Source organism: Paenibacillus sp. FSL H8-0457 (assembly GCF_038051935.1).
GTDB lineage: Bacteria > Bacillota > Bacilli > Paenibacillales > Paenibacillaceae > Paenibacillus_AQ > Paenibacillus_AQ lautus_A.
Map to the genome: position 1 here is coordinate 3,367,232 of NZ_CP150293.1, position 17,171 is coordinate 3,384,402.

Annotated in this window: 16 protein-coding genes; 12 read left to right on the forward strand and 4 right to left on the reverse strand. The window is 49.5% G+C overall.

Annotated features, from left to right (window positions below; genetic code table 11):
* The 9 genes from MHI43_RS15005 (at position 1) to MHI43_RS15045 (ending at position 6,616) form a co-directional block, all read left to right on the forward strand.
* Positions 1-729, forward strand: coding sequence for a metal ABC transporter ATP-binding protein (locus MHI43_RS15005; protein WP_015735172.1), 729 nt, complete (start codon positions 1-3; stop codon positions 727-729).
* A gap of 3 nt (positions 730-732) precedes the next feature.
* Positions 733-1,671, forward strand: a complete 939-nt coding sequence (locus MHI43_RS15010; RefSeq protein ID WP_036663098.1) for a metal ABC transporter permease — start codon at positions 733-735, stop codon at positions 1,669-1,671.
* Positions 1,668-2,570, forward strand: a complete 903-nt coding sequence (locus MHI43_RS15015; RefSeq protein WP_036663097.1) for a metal ABC transporter permease — start codon at positions 1,668-1,670, stop codon at positions 2,568-2,570. The genes MHI43_RS15010 and MHI43_RS15015 overlap by 4 nt, the downstream gene beginning before the upstream one ends.
* A 131-nt stretch (positions 2,571-2,701) precedes the next feature.
* Positions 2,702-3,235, forward strand: a complete 534-nt coding sequence (locus MHI43_RS15020) for a GNAT family N-acetyltransferase (protein WP_036663096.1) — start codon at positions 2,702-2,704, stop codon at positions 3,233-3,235.
* A gap of 31 nt (positions 3,236-3,266) precedes the next feature.
* On the forward strand, positions 3,267-3,776 hold the full coding sequence (locus MHI43_RS15025; RefSeq protein ID WP_036663095.1) for an NUDIX hydrolase: 510 nt from the start codon (positions 3,267-3,269) through the stop codon (positions 3,774-3,776).
* A gap of 40 nt (positions 3,777-3,816) precedes the next feature.
* Complete coding sequence (locus MHI43_RS15030) at positions 3,817-3,981, forward strand: hypothetical protein (protein ID WP_341283279.1); 165 nt, start codon at positions 3,817-3,819, stop codon at positions 3,979-3,981.
* A 175-nt stretch (positions 3,982-4,156) separates the two neighbouring features.
* Complete coding sequence (locus MHI43_RS15035; RefSeq protein ID WP_036663093.1) at positions 4,157-5,101, forward strand: glycosyltransferase; 945 nt, start codon at positions 4,157-4,159, stop codon at positions 5,099-5,101.
* A gap of 31 nt (positions 5,102-5,132) precedes the next feature.
* Positions 5,133-5,816: a galactosyltransferase-related protein gene (locus tag MHI43_RS15040; RefSeq protein WP_036663092.1), complete on the forward strand. Its 684-nt coding sequence runs from the start codon at positions 5,133-5,135 to the stop codon at positions 5,814-5,816.
* Between the two features lie 35 nt (positions 5,817-5,851).
* Complete coding sequence (locus MHI43_RS15045) at positions 5,852-6,616, forward strand: glycosyltransferase (RefSeq protein ID WP_015735179.1); 765 nt, start codon at positions 5,852-5,854, stop codon at positions 6,614-6,616.
* An 83-nt stretch (positions 6,617-6,699) separates the two neighbouring features.
* Here the strand turns inward: MHI43_RS15045 and MHI43_RS15050 are convergent, their stop codons facing one another.
* Entirely contained in the window at positions 6,700-9,300 is a 2,601-nt protein-coding gene (locus tag MHI43_RS15050; RefSeq protein WP_036663091.1) for a glycosyltransferase, read from the reverse strand.
* Between the two features lie 675 nt (positions 9,301-9,975).
* Between MHI43_RS15050 and MHI43_RS15055 the strand changes: the two genes are divergently transcribed.
* A complete protein-coding gene (locus MHI43_RS15055; RefSeq protein ID WP_015735182.1) occupies positions 9,976-10,176 on the forward strand; it encodes a hypothetical protein in 201 nt (66 codons plus the stop codon).
* A gap of 36 nt (positions 10,177-10,212) precedes the next feature.
* On the opposite strand, the gene MHI43_RS15060 is transcribed toward MHI43_RS15055, so the two are convergent.
* Entirely contained in the window at positions 10,213-11,517 is a 1,305-nt protein-coding gene (locus MHI43_RS15060) for a glycosyltransferase family A protein (protein WP_235201796.1), read from the reverse strand.
* Positions 11,518-11,711: 194 nt separating this feature from the next.
* Here MHI43_RS15060 and MHI43_RS15065 point away from each other — a divergent pair, with 194 nt between their 5' ends.
* Entirely contained in the window at positions 11,712-13,523 is a 1,812-nt protein-coding gene (locus tag MHI43_RS15065; RefSeq protein WP_036663086.1) for a DUF3658 domain-containing protein, read from the forward strand.
* Between the two features lie 58 nt (positions 13,524-13,581).
* Positions 13,582-14,682 (forward strand): acyl-CoA dehydrogenase, encoded by a 1,101-nt coding sequence (locus MHI43_RS15070; protein ID WP_036663084.1) that lies wholly within the window; start codon positions 13,582-13,584, stop codon positions 14,680-14,682.
* Positions 14,683-14,783: 101 nt separating this feature from the next.
* Here the strand turns inward: MHI43_RS15070 and ureC are convergent, their stop codons facing one another.
* Entirely contained in the window at positions 14,784-16,496 is a 1,713-nt protein-coding gene (gene ureC, locus MHI43_RS15075; protein ID WP_036663083.1) for an urease subunit alpha, read from the reverse strand.
* Positions 16,493-17,137 carry an urease subunit gamma gene (gene ureA / locus MHI43_RS15080; RefSeq protein ID WP_051425359.1) on the reverse strand — a complete coding sequence of 215 codons (645 nt, stop codon included), beginning with the start codon at positions 17,135-17,137 and terminating at the stop codon, positions 16,493-16,495. Before ureA ends, ureC begins: the two co-directional genes overlap by 4 nt.
* Positions 17,138-17,171 lie beyond the last annotated feature (34 nt).

Below are 17,171 nucleotides of genomic sequence, written 5' to 3' on the forward strand. Positions count from 1 at the left end.
ATGTCTGTACTTAAAGTTCAAGATCTCCATGCATCGTATCGAAAAAATAAAGTGCTTCACAACGTGTCCTTCAACGTCGAGCAGGGCTCGCTAACCAGCATTGTCGGGCCGAACGGCGCAGGCAAATCCACCTTGCTGAAGGTCATGCTGGAGCTTCATCCGAAGCTGTCGGGGAATGTTTCCTTCTTCGGGTCCAGCTTAAGCCAAACGAAAACCCGCGTCGGCTATGTGCCGCAGCGGGGGTCCGTGGACTGGGATTTCCCGACCGATGCGTTGGATGTCGTCATGATGGGTTTATACGGACGGGTGGGGTGGCTGAAACGGCCAAACAAGAGCCACAAGGAAAAGGCGATGGCATCGCTTGATCAGATGGGCATGGCAGACTTTGCCGACCGGCAGATCAGTCAGCTCTCTGGCGGACAGCAGCAGCGCGTATTTCTCGCAAGGGCGCTCGTTCAGGATGCCGATCTCTATTTCATGGATGAGCCGTTAGCTGGAGTCGATGCCGCAACCGAGCGGGCGATTATGACAACCCTGAAGGATCTGAAAACGGCGGGCAAAACCGTGATGGTGGTCCATCATGATCTGCAGACGGTTGAAGATTATTTCGACCATGTGCTGCTGTTGAACCGTACGGTCATTGCGCACGGGAAGACGGAAGACGTCTTCACGAAGGATCAAGTTTACCGCGCATACGGCGGTTCGCTTCGCTGGATGAAGGAGGCGTAAAGCATGCTCAATTCATTATTGTCGCCGAACACACAATGGGTACTGTTAAGCACGTTAATCCTGGGCATGGCAGCCGGCATGATCGGCTGTCTTGCCTATTGGAAGCGGCAAAGCCTGATGAGCGATGCATTGTCTCACGCGGCGCTGCCGGGTGTCGTGATCGCATTCGCTTTGACGGGAAGCAAGAACCTGCTGGTCATGATTCTCGGGGCAGCCGCCAGCGCTTTAATCGGGGCCTGGATGATCCAGTGGATTCGGACTTCCAGCCGCATTAAAGAGGATACGGCGATGGGCATGATTCTATCCGTGTTTTTCGGTTTGGGCATTATGCTGCTGACGATCGTGAACCGTACGGGCGGCGGGAATCAAAGCGGACTGGATAACTTTATTTTCGGGCAGGCGGCATCCATGGTTCGCAAGGATGTGGTTACGATGCTAATCCTGGCTGTTCTGGTCATTCTCGTTGTCTCGATCGGTTTTAAAGAATGGAAGCTATTTCTGTTTGATCCCGATTTTGCCCGGGGGTTAGGGCTGAACAGCAGACTGATGAATACCCTCTATATGGGAGTGCTCGTTCTCGTCATCGTCATCGGCATTCAGGCCGTCGGCGTCATATTGATGGCGGCCATGCTGATCATTCCGTCGGTCAGCGCAAGATATTGGACTCAATCCTTCAAAATGATGGTCATTCTGTCGGCGGTATTTGGAGGCGGCGCCGGGTTTGTCGGTACACTCGTGAGCACTCTGGGAAAAGGATGGCCTACAGGGCCCTTCATCGTTGTAGCTTCCTCCGTGTTGTTCACGATCTCTCTGGTCTTCGGCGCAGAGAAGGGTCTTCTGATTCAGGCTCTGCAGCTCCGCTCCCAGAAAAAAGAGCATAGGGACGCGGGCAGTCAAACCGTTCTTGGTCCCCGGATTTCCGAGAGGGGGAGCAATCAATGACTTATACCGCATGGATCTTACTCACAGCCTCGCTCGTCGGATTGTCCTGCGGCATCGTCGGCGTGTTCCTGATTCTGCGCCGAATGGCGATGATGGCCGATGCCATCAGCCACACCGTGCTGCTCGGCATCGTCACGGCGTTTATCGTCACCCGAGAACTCAGCGGTCCGCATATGCTGGTCGGTGCGATCATAGCCGGCCTGCTGACGGCGGTACTGGTTCAATGGTTTCATTCCCGGGGCGTACAGCAGGACGCATCCATTGGCGTTGTTTTTACAACCTTGTTTGCCATCGGCGTCATCCTGATTGCGACCCAGGTTGGCAACGCCCATCTGGATACAAAGCATGCGCTCATGGGCGAAATCACGTTTGTGCCATGGGATGTGATACACGTTCCGCTTCTAGGCGAGGTACCGAAAGCGACCTTTATGCTGGCAGCCGTTCTCTTGGTCGTGCTTATCGTGATCCTGGCATTCTATAAAGAATGGAAGATTACCTCCTTTGATCCGGCACTTGCGGCCAGCATCGGCATTCCCGTCGTGCTTATGCATTATGTGTTCATGTCGCTCGTCTCCATCACAACGGTGGCATCCTTTGATGCCGTGGGGGCGATCATGGTGGTGGCTATGTTAATAACGCCTGCCGCGGCTGCTTATCTATGGACCGATAAACTTTCCATCATGCTGGCGCTAAGCGGGGCCTTTGGCGTCATATCGGCATTTATGGGCTATTATATCGCGGTATGGCTGGACACCTCCATTTCGGGATCCATGGCATTCGCAACCGGAATCGTATTTATCATCAGCTTTCTGTCCTCTCCGCGACATGGCGTGCTTTCCCGTTATATTCATAAGTTCAAAACGCATGACAGGGAGAAGAAACTGGAAGGAATTTCTTAATGTGAGATATTGAAAGAAGCTTGGGTGATAGGCTGCCCGGCTTCTTTTTTTATCTGCGACATACAGCGTGGTATAATTGGAAAAAATCACCTCCGCCTGTGCCGGAGGCTTCATGAAGGAGTGAGGTACCTATGCAGTTAGAGTCCCCTAGACTGACGATCCGCGATTTCCGGGATGAGGATTTTGCGAGTATTCATGCCTATGCTTCAGATCCAAGAGTGACCGAGTATACGATGTGGGGACCCAATACGGAAGAAGATACATGGAAGTATGTAGGGGAAATCCGCCGAATGATAGAGCAGAGCCCCCGTGACAGCTACGAGTTGGCGATCGTATTAAAGGATGGCGGCCAATTGATCGGAGGCGTGGGGCTTCATCGATCCGATACGAATGCAGAGCTTGGATACTGTCTGAATCCTGCTTATTGGCGGCAGGGTTATGCTACCGAGGCCGCTAGGGTCATGTGCCGCTTCGGCTTCGAGGAACTGGGAGTCAACCGGATCTATGCCACTTGTCGGCCGGGAAACGTCGGGTCTGCCAGCGTCATGCGTCACATCGGAATGAAGCAGGAGGGGCATCTACGGCAGCACTTATGGTTTAAGGGCCGTTATCATGATTCCTATTTATTCTCCATCCTGAAAGAAGAATTCGACGGGAGGAAATGACCAACCGTCTTGAAAAGGAGCACCTGCCCGTATGGTAAATAGCGAGTTATTGATCCGCCATAACGGAATATCGATTTACGAGGAAACGTCAGGCAAAGTGTATTATACCAAGGAAAATTATGCGTCCGTTGTTGTTCTGGCAAAGGATGGCGATCAGCTGCTGCTGATCCGTCAATACCGAGCGGCCGTGGATGATTACGTTATTCAGCTGCCTGGCGGCGGCGTAGGCGAGGAAGAGGAACTGGAATCGGCGGCTCGACGTGAAATGCTGGAGGAAACAGGCTTCATCTGCGGTGAGCTTCACTATCTAGGCAAGCTGTACCCGGCGTCCTGGAGGTGCAACGAGATCGCCCATGTCTATTATACCGATGAGGTAACAAGCCAATCCGGCCAGCAGCTCGAGGGATACGAGCGCATTGACGTGGTACGTATGGGCGTCACGGACTGCTGGCGCGGGATAAAGGAGAATAAGCTGCAGGATTCCGAACTGATTTTTGCCATGATGCAGGGCTTGCTTAAGGAATTCATTCAGCCATCATAAAACGGAGGTTTTTGACTAAATGGATTTTGTAGAGATTTTCATGATTGTGATAAGTATCGTAGTTTCCATCATTGTCATTCGTTACGCCATCAATTCATCCAAAATCATCATTAGAATGGATGCCATGCTTCAAGAGATGAGAGCGTTGAGAAAAGAAATTCAAGAGAACCATGCCAATGAACATATTATCGATAAAAAAGTTTAGTTATCAGTCAAATTCATTGGAATTTTACCGCTGCCTATAGTGTAGGTTTCATTCTACGCCATGGGCAGCTTTTTATTGTTAATGATGGACGTATTCATCATTTTGCATGGACTTGCAAACTTGTCGGGGAGGAGTCGAATATACTCTATTACGAGCGGATAAGGAGGTCGACATTATGGGAAGGCACTTGCTGATCTATGACGTGCCCTGGTGGATCCTGGGCAAGAATGCCAAGGTTATTCAGCAATATCATCCATCGTTGGACCTCATGTCTATGAGCGAATTGGATCTCTATCTTGAACACAAAAGCAGTGGAGAGTTGAATCACCAATATGATCACATATCCGCCATGTGTCTTGGCATTGCGGCTTATTGCGTTTTCAAGAATATCCGCATCGATTCAGCGGCAGCCGTCTCCTATTATTACTTCAGTAAGCACTACGAAACCTATAGGGAATGGAAGGATGAACTCGTTCCCGATCCTGACTTTCTCAGGCTGGTCATTCCTAGAATCGGAAAGCTAGGCGCTATAAATCGGAGACTGGCCTCCATCTTGCAGGCCATAGCACCAAATACATCTGTGGAGTATATCGGTCATTTCGTGGATGACCAATTGTTTCAGCCATTGCCTATAGCTCGAATAGACAATGCTCCATTCGTGATCGGCTGGGCCGGTGATCCCTCGAAAACCTCTAAAAACTACAATACTTTGTATATGCGGATTAAAGAGCATTTCAAGAGTGACGAAGGAATCGCTTTTATCGAAACTTCTGGTGCTCACACTTACGAAAGCATGCCGGGTTTTTATCATAAATTGAACTTGTTGTTGAACACGGGAGCCAATGAAGGAAGCGGGGCTACTGTGCTGGAAGCGTATGCTTGCGGGGTCCCCGTTCTTTCCACGAATGTCGGTAATGCAAAAGATGCAGCTCACCCGGCTGCCCATGGACTGATATTGGATAGTGACTCTCCCGAAGATTTTATACACAAGATTAACTATTGGAGAAGTCGGACGGATGAACTTCGAGAAATCGGGTTAAGGTGCAGGAGTCATATAGAGTCAGGTTGGAGGATCGACCATGCGATGAGCCGATGGCTCCGCGTTTTGTTTCAAATTTAGTCAAGCTCTGCAGGTGAGGAGGAAGAAAAAGATGTTTGACCAAGTTTCCGTTCTGATTCCCTACCAGTCGGATCATGGCGGGCCGAGGGATGCCGCGTTCAGGTGGGCGCTGGATTTCTACTCACGGACGATGCCGGGCATAGAAGTATGTGTCGGTGAAGTCTCCGGTAATCCATTCAGCAGGTCGAAAGCCATTAACCGCGCAGCCCGCCAAGCAACCAGAGATGTATTCATGATTGCCGACTGTGATATTGTATATGATCCCAACCTCGTGCTGGAAACGATATCTTACGTGAATGACCGTCAATGGGTTATCCCGTTCAGTCGTATTTTACGGCTGCCGGAGGACATCTCGCAAATGATCCTGTCTCAAACAGCGGATTGGCCGATCCCAACGATACTGGGAAATAGAGATGAGAACAGCGCTTATTATCTGGGAGGGTTGAATGCATTAAAACGAAATGCGTTTGATGCGGTGGGGGGATATGATGAACGGTTTATCGGTTGGGGCGGGGAGGATGAGGCCTTCGCATACGCAATGGACACCCTTATCGGTACCCACGTTCGATTGGACGGAGAAATGGTGCACTTCTGGCACCCATTTGTTGGTCCTGAAGGCAATCCCCATTATGAAACCAACTATGCCTTATACAAACAATACAAGGAGGCAAGGGGGGATGTTCAGTCTATGCGCAAACTGATCCGCAGAGGTTAAGCGTAAGGGCCAGAACAGGAAGGAGAGGATATTCCATGAAGCTGTCGGTCATTGTACCGGTTTTGAATGAAGAAACGTTCGTCCCCTTATATATCGAAAGCGTGAGCCGTTTTGCTCATGAAATCATTATTGTAGATGGAGGAAGCACAGATGGCACTTTGAAGCATATTGAGCGCCTGCAGGATCGTTATCCAATCCGGTTGTTTCGTTTGCAGCAGAATGGAATGCCTTACACCGATGATTGGAATGAATCCCAAGTACGTAATTTCCTGATCGATCAAGCTCAAGGAGACTGGATTATGAATCTGGATATCGATGAATTGATGGATGATCGTTTTCAACAAGCACTGCCGGAGCTTATGGCCAACGCTGACGTGGATATATATCAGTTCCCGTTCGTCAATTTTTGGGGAGATCCGTGGACCATTCGAGTGAATAGCCCAGGGGATGAGCGATGGTCCAATGATATAACGAGAATGTGGAGGGCGAATAAAGGGATTCGTTATCGTGATGAGAAGCATCATTGCACGCTTGAGGCGGCAGAAGGGCAGAGCATATGGAGTATTCCAAGAGGGCGAAGCGATGTGTTTATATACCATTATCATTATGCTTTGGGACGTAAGATCAAATTTAATGACAACCGGAGAAAAGACGTTAATTTACTTGAAAACGAAGGCGTGCCCGATTGGAGTTTTAAGCATTCGGAATACGAGATAACCACAACTCCCTTTCAAGGTCGTCATCCAGAAGTCATTCGGCGTTACTTAAAGAAAATGGAAAAAGAGCCTCATTCAAATTAAACGCCCTGACCATGCTTCTGAACGAACTTCAGAAGCATGGATGGGCTTTTATTCTCCAGTTATTTAGGGAGTTCCATTTTATACTATACGGTCGATATATCCCTTGTAAGAGACATGACATTACGTACGGTATGAGTCACAAGAGCATCCCCAAACATCTTGATATTGGGCAAGTTGGATTGAAGAGCTTTGAGCCGATGATCATGATAACAAAGCGTATCCGCTACAAAATGGTCGGAACGCAGGTAGGGGTAAACTTCGGTTGAACCGCAGTATATTACATGATCAAATGTGACTTGAGAGAATAAATCGATCCGGTTTGTGAAATACAGTCTTGGACCCACCTTGCGAGTTCCGATTATCGGGTTGCCGTGATATTCATGCGCATATATGATGACATACAAGTTCTCATCCTCCGTCAATCCCATGACGATTTTCTGCCAGCGTTTGGAATGTGCATCCCATACTTTATCACCCAGAACCAAAGCGAACTTCTTCCCTGTCACATGAATCCGATTGGCGATTTCCTGCGGATGATCCGCCAAATGAAACAGGCTGTGAGGACCTTTCGGTAATCTCCAGGTTTTGTTCCATTTCTGCTCGTAGTATGCCTTGTTCTTTTCCCACAACGAATCGTATGCTTGGGGCTTCAGCTCTTTAATGGTGGCACTGCCGTAATGATATACAAAAGCATCCTCGACGATAGCCAGACGGTAACCTGCATTGCGTACCCGTTCACAGTAATCATCATCCTCGAACATGCCAATTCCATAGGCCGGATCAAGGGAGCCAACCTTATCCCATACACTACGCTTCATGGCAACACAGAAGAATCCAAGCAAATCGGTATATCTGATTTTCTCATGGTACAGCTCATAGAAATCATGCAACCAACGAACATCGGCACCGTATACCGCGTCGCCGATGAAATGATCCAACGCTTGATCATTACCCACATAATTGGACATCGGGCCCGTCATTCCGATTTGCGGGTCTTCGTGAAATGGCCGGAGCAATCGGGTAATCCAGCTGCCATCAGGTACAAGCGTATCGTTGTTAAGCAGGATCATATACTCACCTGTTGATTCCAGGCATCCGAGTGTGTTCCCTGCGGAAAAACCGAGATTTTCCTGAGACGAAATAACTTTAACTAGCGGGTTGTTAAGAGCTTTAAGGTGGAAAGAAGTTTGATCCGTCGAGGCATTATCGACGATAACAACTTCCAGGTTTGGATAATGTCCCTTTTGCAGTAAACTGCGGAGACATTGCTCGGTGTAAGACCATTTATTGTGAACGACAATAATGACGCTAACCTTAGGAAACAGATGCTGTGTAATGTAGTCGTTTAGAACCTGGTATCTTTGAACCCAGTTATTGTGACGGGCGAATTCTTGCCTTCGTTTGATCTGCTCGGTACCGGATTCCTGAAGTGCTTCATGAATCGCCTGTTCGAATTTATCCGGCGTGTCTGCAAGGGAGACCATATCGGAAGCAACGGCTTCAACCTCTGGCAGGTCGGTAGATACGACTGGTTTTCCAGCCGCAAGATATTCGTACAGTTTGACAGGATTTGTAGCCTTGGTGAGCATATTCTTCATGAAAGGAATTAATGCAACTTGGAATCGATGTAAATAGATTGGCAGCTCATGATAGGGCTTCTCGCCCAAAAGCACGACGTTGTCCAGCTTCTCGACGTCAGTGGTATCACAACCAAAGGTGTGTCCAATCAGAACGAATGTCCATTCGGGTCTGTTTCTGGCCACTGTTTCGATCAGACGTATATCGAACCAGTCGGATATCGCCCCGTAATAACCGATAATCGGCTGCTTTATGGACTTCAGCTCCGTCAACGATTGTTCAGGCGGTTTTAAAAAATGAGAGATATCAGCGGCATTGCGGATAAGGACCGTGGATGGATTATGTTCAATAGCCCAATCGTACAAATGCTGTGAGGACGTTACGACAAGCCCGGCCACCCGAAGCAGGCGTTCCTCCTGATGGAGCATGGCAGGATCATTGGTCGAGAAACCCGCATGATGATCCATGCAATCATACACGATATGATGTTGCTCCATGGCCGTGACAAGAGGAGTCCAGAACGGTAAATCGACAATCGATACCACTTGGGATATCCCGAATTTGTCTCGTACGTGCTCTATAGACCATTTTAGGTACTGGATATCCCAGCTGCTCATCTCATCTTTATATAGATTTAGAGGTTTATGCGCGCACAAAGTAACGAGCCATACGTTTCGATCGATGTTCTTAATGGAGACAAAACGTCCTACCTCTTCTTTGGAAGCCTCTTCCTTGCGCACACCGTTGATCTCCGTCGTTACATAGAAGACACGATGCCCCTGTTGAGCGAACTGTTCGGATAATTGCTGCGGCCGCTGCCATCTGAATTGCCAATCAATGACGGGAAAACGAATAATGTCGTATAACGGCGTTATCCCGGGTGCGATTAACCCCGTTACCTGGGGCGCAGCAGGGGCATGGGCAGCTTCGGATTCAAAAGGTGTGACGGATTGTTGATGAGTTGTATGTGATAGGGAAATCGGAGGTACCGGCTGAACTGACCGTTTCTTTTTGTACAATTTATAGTTTGATTTACGAAGCTTAATCTGACGGGGACTCGTGCGATTTGTAGAAGATCTGCGCCGGTTGTTTGTGATTTTATTCAAGAGTAGCCTCCTCTCTCTGTGTGATTGTCTCTTTAACAAAGTATGTATCACCCCATGTATCTGTATGGGTAGAACACCATCCGGCATTGGTTTTATCAAAATGGGTATGTATGATTCCCGCATTGAAATATCTTGCAACAATTTACACGGATCTATAGTTGTAGGCCCTTTTCTTATCTTTAGCTAATCCGGTTTCCATTGGATGGATTTATACATATTGTACCAGTGACTATACGGAGGGAGGCAGCTAGTGTGAGGAGATATTGGAACCGAAGCCATCAAAAAGATTGCAAATTCATTGTTGGCAAGAGAAAACATAAGCGTGCTAAAAAGCCGATAACGGTTCTGAGCAAGCTAAATCGGTTGCGTCGAAGATTGATTCATAGCATATCTAAAATCAAATTACAGCTCAGACGACTTACCATACGGGTAAACGCTCTTCAGAAGCAAGTGGAGGATTATGGCTATGCGGATTGGAATAATGTCATTGCTTATTTAAGATCGCGTCTGAATACTCGAATAACCATCGAAACTCCGGCTGGTTCGATTTTCGGTTCATTGGTGTCTATTGGAGACAATTATATTCAAATCTCGGAGCCTAACGGAAGTATTGCCATAATACCGTTGAGTAGTGTTTTATCTATTGAATAATGTTGAACAGGGAGGTAAGAATGGATGGATTTTTCGGAAATACTGGCAACTTTCCTTGGCAGGACAGTGGAGGTTATCCAGGCCAATCAGTTCCTTCAAGGACAGTTATTATCGGCAGCAGGCGGCTTGATCACAGTTCAGGTTGTAAGCTCAAACTATTTGCCGTCCTCAAGGCAGGTCACCATCATCAACAATAATATATCATTGGTTCGCATACTTCCGTAGTCATTATTTGAGATGAGGAACTTTGCAATAACTATTTCAAAATATCGAGTTCTTCCATTTCTCATAGTGATTAAGATGCCGATGCGTCATGCTTGAGCTCCTTATTCTTCTATGATATAGCGGTTGAGGAATGTAAACCGGATGGAAGCTTGAAACCTTGGATAACATCTCGATATCTTCGTATAGACGTCCTTCGAATGGAACCGAGGTGTTCCATCCTCCTAGCTGCTTGATTACAGAGATATTGAACATTCTTGGGGCTACTGCCATAGCTTCTACGAGGAGTCGCTCCGCGGACAAATGGGAAGGTCCGGTTCGGACCCCCTGGTAAAGGAGCTGTTTATTCAAACGCTCGACCCATTCAAAATGATTCGCATACAGTACACCAACATTCGGCTCCTTCTTAGCTTCTTGCAGAAAAACTTTCAGAATATCTGGTGACAGCCAATCATCGGCATCCAGCTCAAGAAACCAGGCCCCCCTTGCCATTTGAAGCGCTATGTTCAGGGCATGAGCCTTACCCAGATTTTGATGTAGTCTCACTTTATTTATACGCTTATCTGCCGGTAATCCCGCCAGGATGCTTGGAGTATCATCACTTGAATGATCATCAACTATGATCAGCTCCCAATCTGTGATCGTCTGAGACAATACGGAACGAATAGCCCACGGCAAGTATTCACCATCGTTAAATGTGCACAGCGCAATGGTAACTATAGTAGAGTATTGTTTTTCATTGATAGTCTGAACGCGGGATGGAGCATGAAGAAGCGGAGAGATTGCGTTCCATTCCTCTGCTTCCTTCATCCAGGGAGGGGCACCGCGATGATGGTATAAGAACCCCTCAGAATCTACTTCCTTCCATTCATAGTGGCTGGTTAGCTGGATCTGCTTATCGATCAACACGTATTTCTGGAACGGCAGCTGATCATTGCTCGAAAAACCCGGTGTCTGTCCATTCATCACGATGCTCGTACGCCATAACAGGGGGCCGCGGGGAGTATGGAAGTTTGGAACAGGTCTTTTGTGAAATACTATTGGCTGGTCTGTTTTGGTTGCGGAAGTCAGTATAAAGCCAGCGGAGCCGTCAGCGTAAGTTTGCAGCCATCGTTCGATTTCTTTCTTCGCCATAGGCTGTACAGTATCTCCAGCACAGAGCGTCATGAACCATGGCGTATTCAGGTTATCGGACAGCGCTTCGTTCATTATTGCTGCAGACTCCTGTTCGTTTTGAATCACGATAGGACGGGCATTTGAAAAAACACGCAAAACCGAGGATACGGTATTCTCGCTTAAATGAGGATATAATCCAGGTAGAATAAACACCAGCATGGCTGTCATGTTCCTTTCTGTATCCTAACCGAAGGTGACTCTATACGGTTGTAATGGGTCATCAACACAGTTCTGTTTATCATATGCCCCCATTCGCATGGGGGATACAAATGCCGATAACTTACTCCATGTTGCGGCGTTTAGGTAAATCGGGAATAATAGAGCTTATAGACCGGAACCCGGGATAGGAGATGTAGAATCAAATGAAATCGACTCAGAGTCATATCATTCGGCAAGCCCAAGACTTTGCTCGCGCCGTACACGAAGGGGATGCAAGCGGCCACGACTGGTGGCACGTTCAGCGTGTCACCCGCATCGCCCGGATACTGGCTCATCTTGAAGGCGCCAACGCATACATATGTGAGTTATCGGCAGTCCTCCATGACGTAGCCGACGAGAAATTGAACGAATCAAAAGAAGCAGGTTACGATCGGGTTCGCCATTGGTTGAAACAAGCCGGCGTAGAAGCATCTGATCAGGAGCATGTGCTGGGGATCATCGGTACGATGTCATTCTCAGGCGGAACAGGGAGTGCTATGCAAACGCTGGAAGGCCAAATTGTCCAAGATGCGGATCGGCTTGATGCGATGGGGGTTATCGGAATGGCTCGTACTTTCGCATATTCCGGATGGAAAGGACAGAGTATGTACGATCCATCTGTTCCACTCCGCGAGCATATGACCCTGGAGGAATATCGAAAGGGAAAGAGCACGGCCATTAACCATTTCTCTGAAAAGCTCTTGAAGCTGAAGGACCGGATGAATACCGAATCGGCCAAGCTGCTTGCAGATGGTAAGCATCAAAGTCTTGAGCTCTTCCTAGAGGCGTTCGATAAAGAATGGGCGATGGGGAATGAAGCCTACCTGCGGGAATCGCCGATTCATCGCGGAAACGTATCGCGAATCCATATTGCCTTTGATGAGTCGACGGCAGGATCGCTCAAGATCATGCTGCTGTCGAAACCCGGTGAAATCGTAGTGACATTAGGCGATAATCTCATGGCCGGACCGCTTCCGAACGATCATGCTTTCGCCCGTTCGTTCTCCGCCCGAAAGCAGTGGTTTGAGGAATGTTATAGCACCGCGCATGCGGAAGATAGGAAATTAACGATGCTGCAGGCAGCGTTCGCGTGGCTAACCTGGCCTCAGCAGATGAAAGAGACCCCATGCCTGATCTGGGCTGGCGATTCCGCGGCGGAACAGCTGGGCCTGCGAAGACTGCTGTCCTTAATGCCGGACCATTCTGAGGTGAGATTGGTGAATGCGACAAGCGTGCTTCATCAGCAAAATCCAAATCAATGGTTCAAAGGAACATTTGAAATGAACGCGAATCAGCTTCAGCATGTTCTGGACGCAGCCGAGCCGGTCCCATTGTCGCTGCAAGAGCAGGCTGGCTATCGCGCAGACTGGGAGCGCCTTTTGAGCGAAGGCGGGTTCCTTCGGGTGCTTCAAGGTGATATGCTGTGTACCGTTCCAGAATCTTACTACGATGAAGAAATTCTGAAAACCGTATACCGCCTTGAAGCCAGGCATGGATTCTTCAAGAAATCCGCTCGGGTTATTGGCGAGGTCATCGGACAGGGGGAATTAACCGTTTCCGACTTTTTCATCGAGTACCGCATACGTCATCTGATTCAGAGAGGTGCTTTAGCTTACTCCGGCGAGTTGGATGCCATGCGGCACTATAGCGTCTCGCTTGTGGATACATCGAGTCCAAAGGAGCGGTGGAGTCATGAACAACGCCTGGCTAAGGCTGCGAAGCTGAAGTCGCTGTTAAGTGAGATGATGGAAATGAATCTTACGGAGACAGGCTTCATGGAGGAATTGCGGCAGTTAGATGCAGAAAGCCTAGGATTGTCTGAATTGTTCGGCTCGGATGCCATAAAGGGCAGCATGCAAACTGAAATCGATCACCTGTTGAGCACTTATGAGGATCATAGGATACAACGAGTGTCTTTGATGCGCTCCCTGGAAAAGGCGTTAATTCAGATCGATGAAACGGCTCCTAAAGAATAGATTAATAAATTCATAGATTATGATTTCATAAAGAGCAGACGATCATTCTGAAAGAGAAATGATCACGGAAAGCGGTGGAGACATGTTATTTACGGAGCAAGAGATTCAAACCATAAGAGAACAAGCGCTTGGGATGGATAAGCATAGACAAGTAACTCCCGACGTGCTGAAAACCATATATGATCATCGTTTGTTTCACCTGTTTGTTCCCGACGAGCTGGAAGGAAGGATGACCCCTCTGCCGGATGCAACGCGTTTCTTCCAAGAAAGTGCCCGAATCGACGGCAACCTGGGATGGATGGTTGCGATTGGAGCAGGCGGAGGATTCTTTGCCGCACTGATGAGCTCGGATATCAGCCGCCGGGTGTTTGCGCGCCGTGAAGCGGTGATTGCGGGCAGCGGCATGCCGACAGGTACCGCCAGACAGGTGGACGGCGGTTATATCGTGACTGGCAGCTGGAAGTATTGCAGCGGGTCTACTTATGCCACGACCTTTACGGCCAACGCAGTTGTTGAAAAGGGTTCCACGCTACAAGATGCCCCTGGCGAGCCGACTGCAGATCAGGGCGAACCCGAGATCCGGTCCTTTATCATGAATCCTGACCAGATCGAAATCCAGCAGGATTGGAATGCCTTTGGCCTTCGGGCAACAGGGAGCCACACCATATCCGCTGTAGAGGCATTCGTTCCGGATGAGATGACATTCTCGCTTTCGGAAACGAAAGGGTATGAGGACGAGCCGATATATCGCTATCCATTCCTTCCGTTTGCTCAAGTATCCTTTGCCGGTGTTGCAGTCGGGATCGCGGAGCATTTCCTTGAAGCTGCGGAATCGCTTGCGGTCAAGCGGGGGAGTTCCTCCCATGTGATCGGCAAGCTGAATGAGAATAAATCGGCATTGCATCTATCGATCGCTGATTTTTATAAGTGGGTAGAAGCGTCGTGGGCAGAGCTGATGGCTAACGGTGCCTTATCGGATGCCACGGAGGCACATGTAACGGCCCAAAGCATCGAAACAGCCCAAGCTGCGTTATTCTGCGGCCAGCAGCTGTTTCCGCTGTTCGGTTTATCTGCTGCCATGGAAGATTCCGAAATCAATCGCTGCTGGAGGGATCTTCAGACGGCATGCTCGCATGCACTGCTGAGAAGCTATGAATAAAACGAACAACCATGAGCGGCAAGCCGAGCTGCTCATGGTTGTTCGTTTAAATGTGGATTATAAGAGGGATCCTTAATTACGCTTGCATGGATCTTTGGCCATTATACCAGGAAATAGCGCTGGGATAACGGCAGATGAGACGATGGGGCGCTTGTCAGCTTCTCGCCGTTAACGGTTACGGCATAGGTCGCCGGATCGACCATGATTTCCGGCGTCTCCCCATTGTGGACAAGATCCGCCTTTCTTACGGTTCGGCAGTTCCTTACAGGCAGGAGCTGCTTACGCAATCCTAATGGATCCAGCGTCCCTAATTGCAGGGAGGCTTGGGAAACGAAGGTGGCGCTTAGCGCTGCCTGAGCGCCGCCATAGCTGCCGAACATCGGCCGATACATATACGGCTGCGGTGTAGCGATGGAAGCGTTGGGATCTCCCATGACGGCATGGACAATCATGCCGCTCTTCAGCACGATCTCCGGTTTAGCTCCGAAGAAGGCCGGTTTCCAAAGTACGAGATCGGCCATTTTTCCTACCTCGACGGAACCGACATAATCGGATATCCCATGGGTCATGGCCGGGTTAATGGTATATTTGGCGATATAGCGCTTGATGCGGAAATTGTCCGATTTGGAATCCGGCCCGAGCGGACCGCGCTGCTGTTTCATTTTGTCGGCCGTTTGCCATGTACGGATAGCGACCTCACCAACCCTTCCCATTGCCTGCGAATCGGAACTGGTCATGCTGATCGCTCCGATGTCATGCAAAATATCTTCCGCCCCGATCGTCTCCGCACGAATCCGTGACGCGGCGAAGGCAACATCCTCGGGAATACGCGGATCCAGATGATGGCAGATCATCAGCATATCCAGATGCTCGTCAACCGTATTCACCGTATATGGCATGGTCGGACTGGTCGAGGAGGGGAGGACATTCGGCATGGAGGCAACCCGCAGCAGATCCGGCGCATGACCGCCTCCCGCACCTTCGGTATGGTAGGTATGAATCGCCCGGTCGTTAAAGGAGCGCAGGCTGTCTTCAACATAACCGGCTTCGTTCAACGTGTCGGTATGGATGTTGACCTGCACATCCAGTTCTTCGGCAACGCTCAGGCACTTGTCGATAACGTAGGGCGTGCTGCCCCAATCTTCGTGGATTTTGAGTCCAGCCGCCCCGGCATGGACTTGTTCGGCCAGCGCTTCCGGACGACTGCTGTTTCCCCGTCCCAGAAAAACCATATTGATCGGCAGTGCATCGGTCGCTTGCAGCATTCGCTGCAGATTCCATACCCCCGACGTACAATTGGTTGCCAATGTGCCCGTTGCGGGACCGGTGCCTCCGCCAACGAATGTAGTGATCCCGCTCTGGAGCGCGATTTCGACTTGCTGCGGACTGATGAAATGCACATGCGAATCCACGCCGCCGGCCGTTACGATCAAGTTCTCTCCGGAGATGACTTCCGTGCCCACGCCGATGATCATGCCGTCGGTGACACCATCCATCATAAGCGGATTACCTGCTTTTCCGATGCCGCTGATGTACCCGTCCTTAATCCCGATGTCCGCTTTCACGATTCCCCAGGTATCCACAATGATGGCATTCGTAATGACCAGATCCAGTGCCCCTTCCGCTCGGGTCGCGAGCGGATGCTGTCCCATGCCGTCACGTATCACTTTACCGCCGCCGAAGACGCATTCATCCCCATAAACGGTATAATCCCTCTCAATCTCAAGCCAGAGGGAGGTGTCGGCAAGCCTGACCCGATCCCCTGTCGTAGGTCCATACATGCTGGCATAGGTCGCGCGGTCGATTGTTGTCATAAGCTCACCATCCCATTGGTTTTTCCGTTCGTCAGACCTGCAAAACCATGAATTTCCTGGCTCCCGCCAATTTGAACAAGCGTCACCTTCGTGATTTCCCCGGGCTCGAATCTTGCCGATAAACCGGAGGCGATATCGAGCCTGTATCCTTGCGTTCCGTTCCGGTCGAATAACAAGGCGGGATTGCATTCGTAAAAATGGAAGTGCGATCCTACTTGAATCGGACGGTCGCCGCTATTTGTAACCTCACGCGTAATGCGTGGCCGATCCGGCACCAGCTGAATCGGCTCGTCTCGCAGGTCGTATTCACCTGCAACAATGTCTGAAGGGGCCGGAGCGCCTTGAATCGGGTCATGAACGCTGACCAGCTTGGTGCCATCCACAAAGGTAGCTTCGACTTGAACTTCCCTGAGGAGATGGGCGACGCCGTCCATCACTTGATCCGCTGACAGCACATGGCGGGCTTCCTCCATTAATTCGGCTACGGACTTACCATCACGAGCACCTTCGACAACAAAACCCGAAATGAGTGCGGCCGCTTCCGGGTAGTTTAATTTCAACCCGCGGGCTAATCGTTTTTGCGCTAATTCCATTGCCACAAAAAGCATTAATTTGTCTCTTTCCTGGTAAGTTAAATGCATCTTAGCCACTCCTTTTGCATTCAGATGTGTTAAT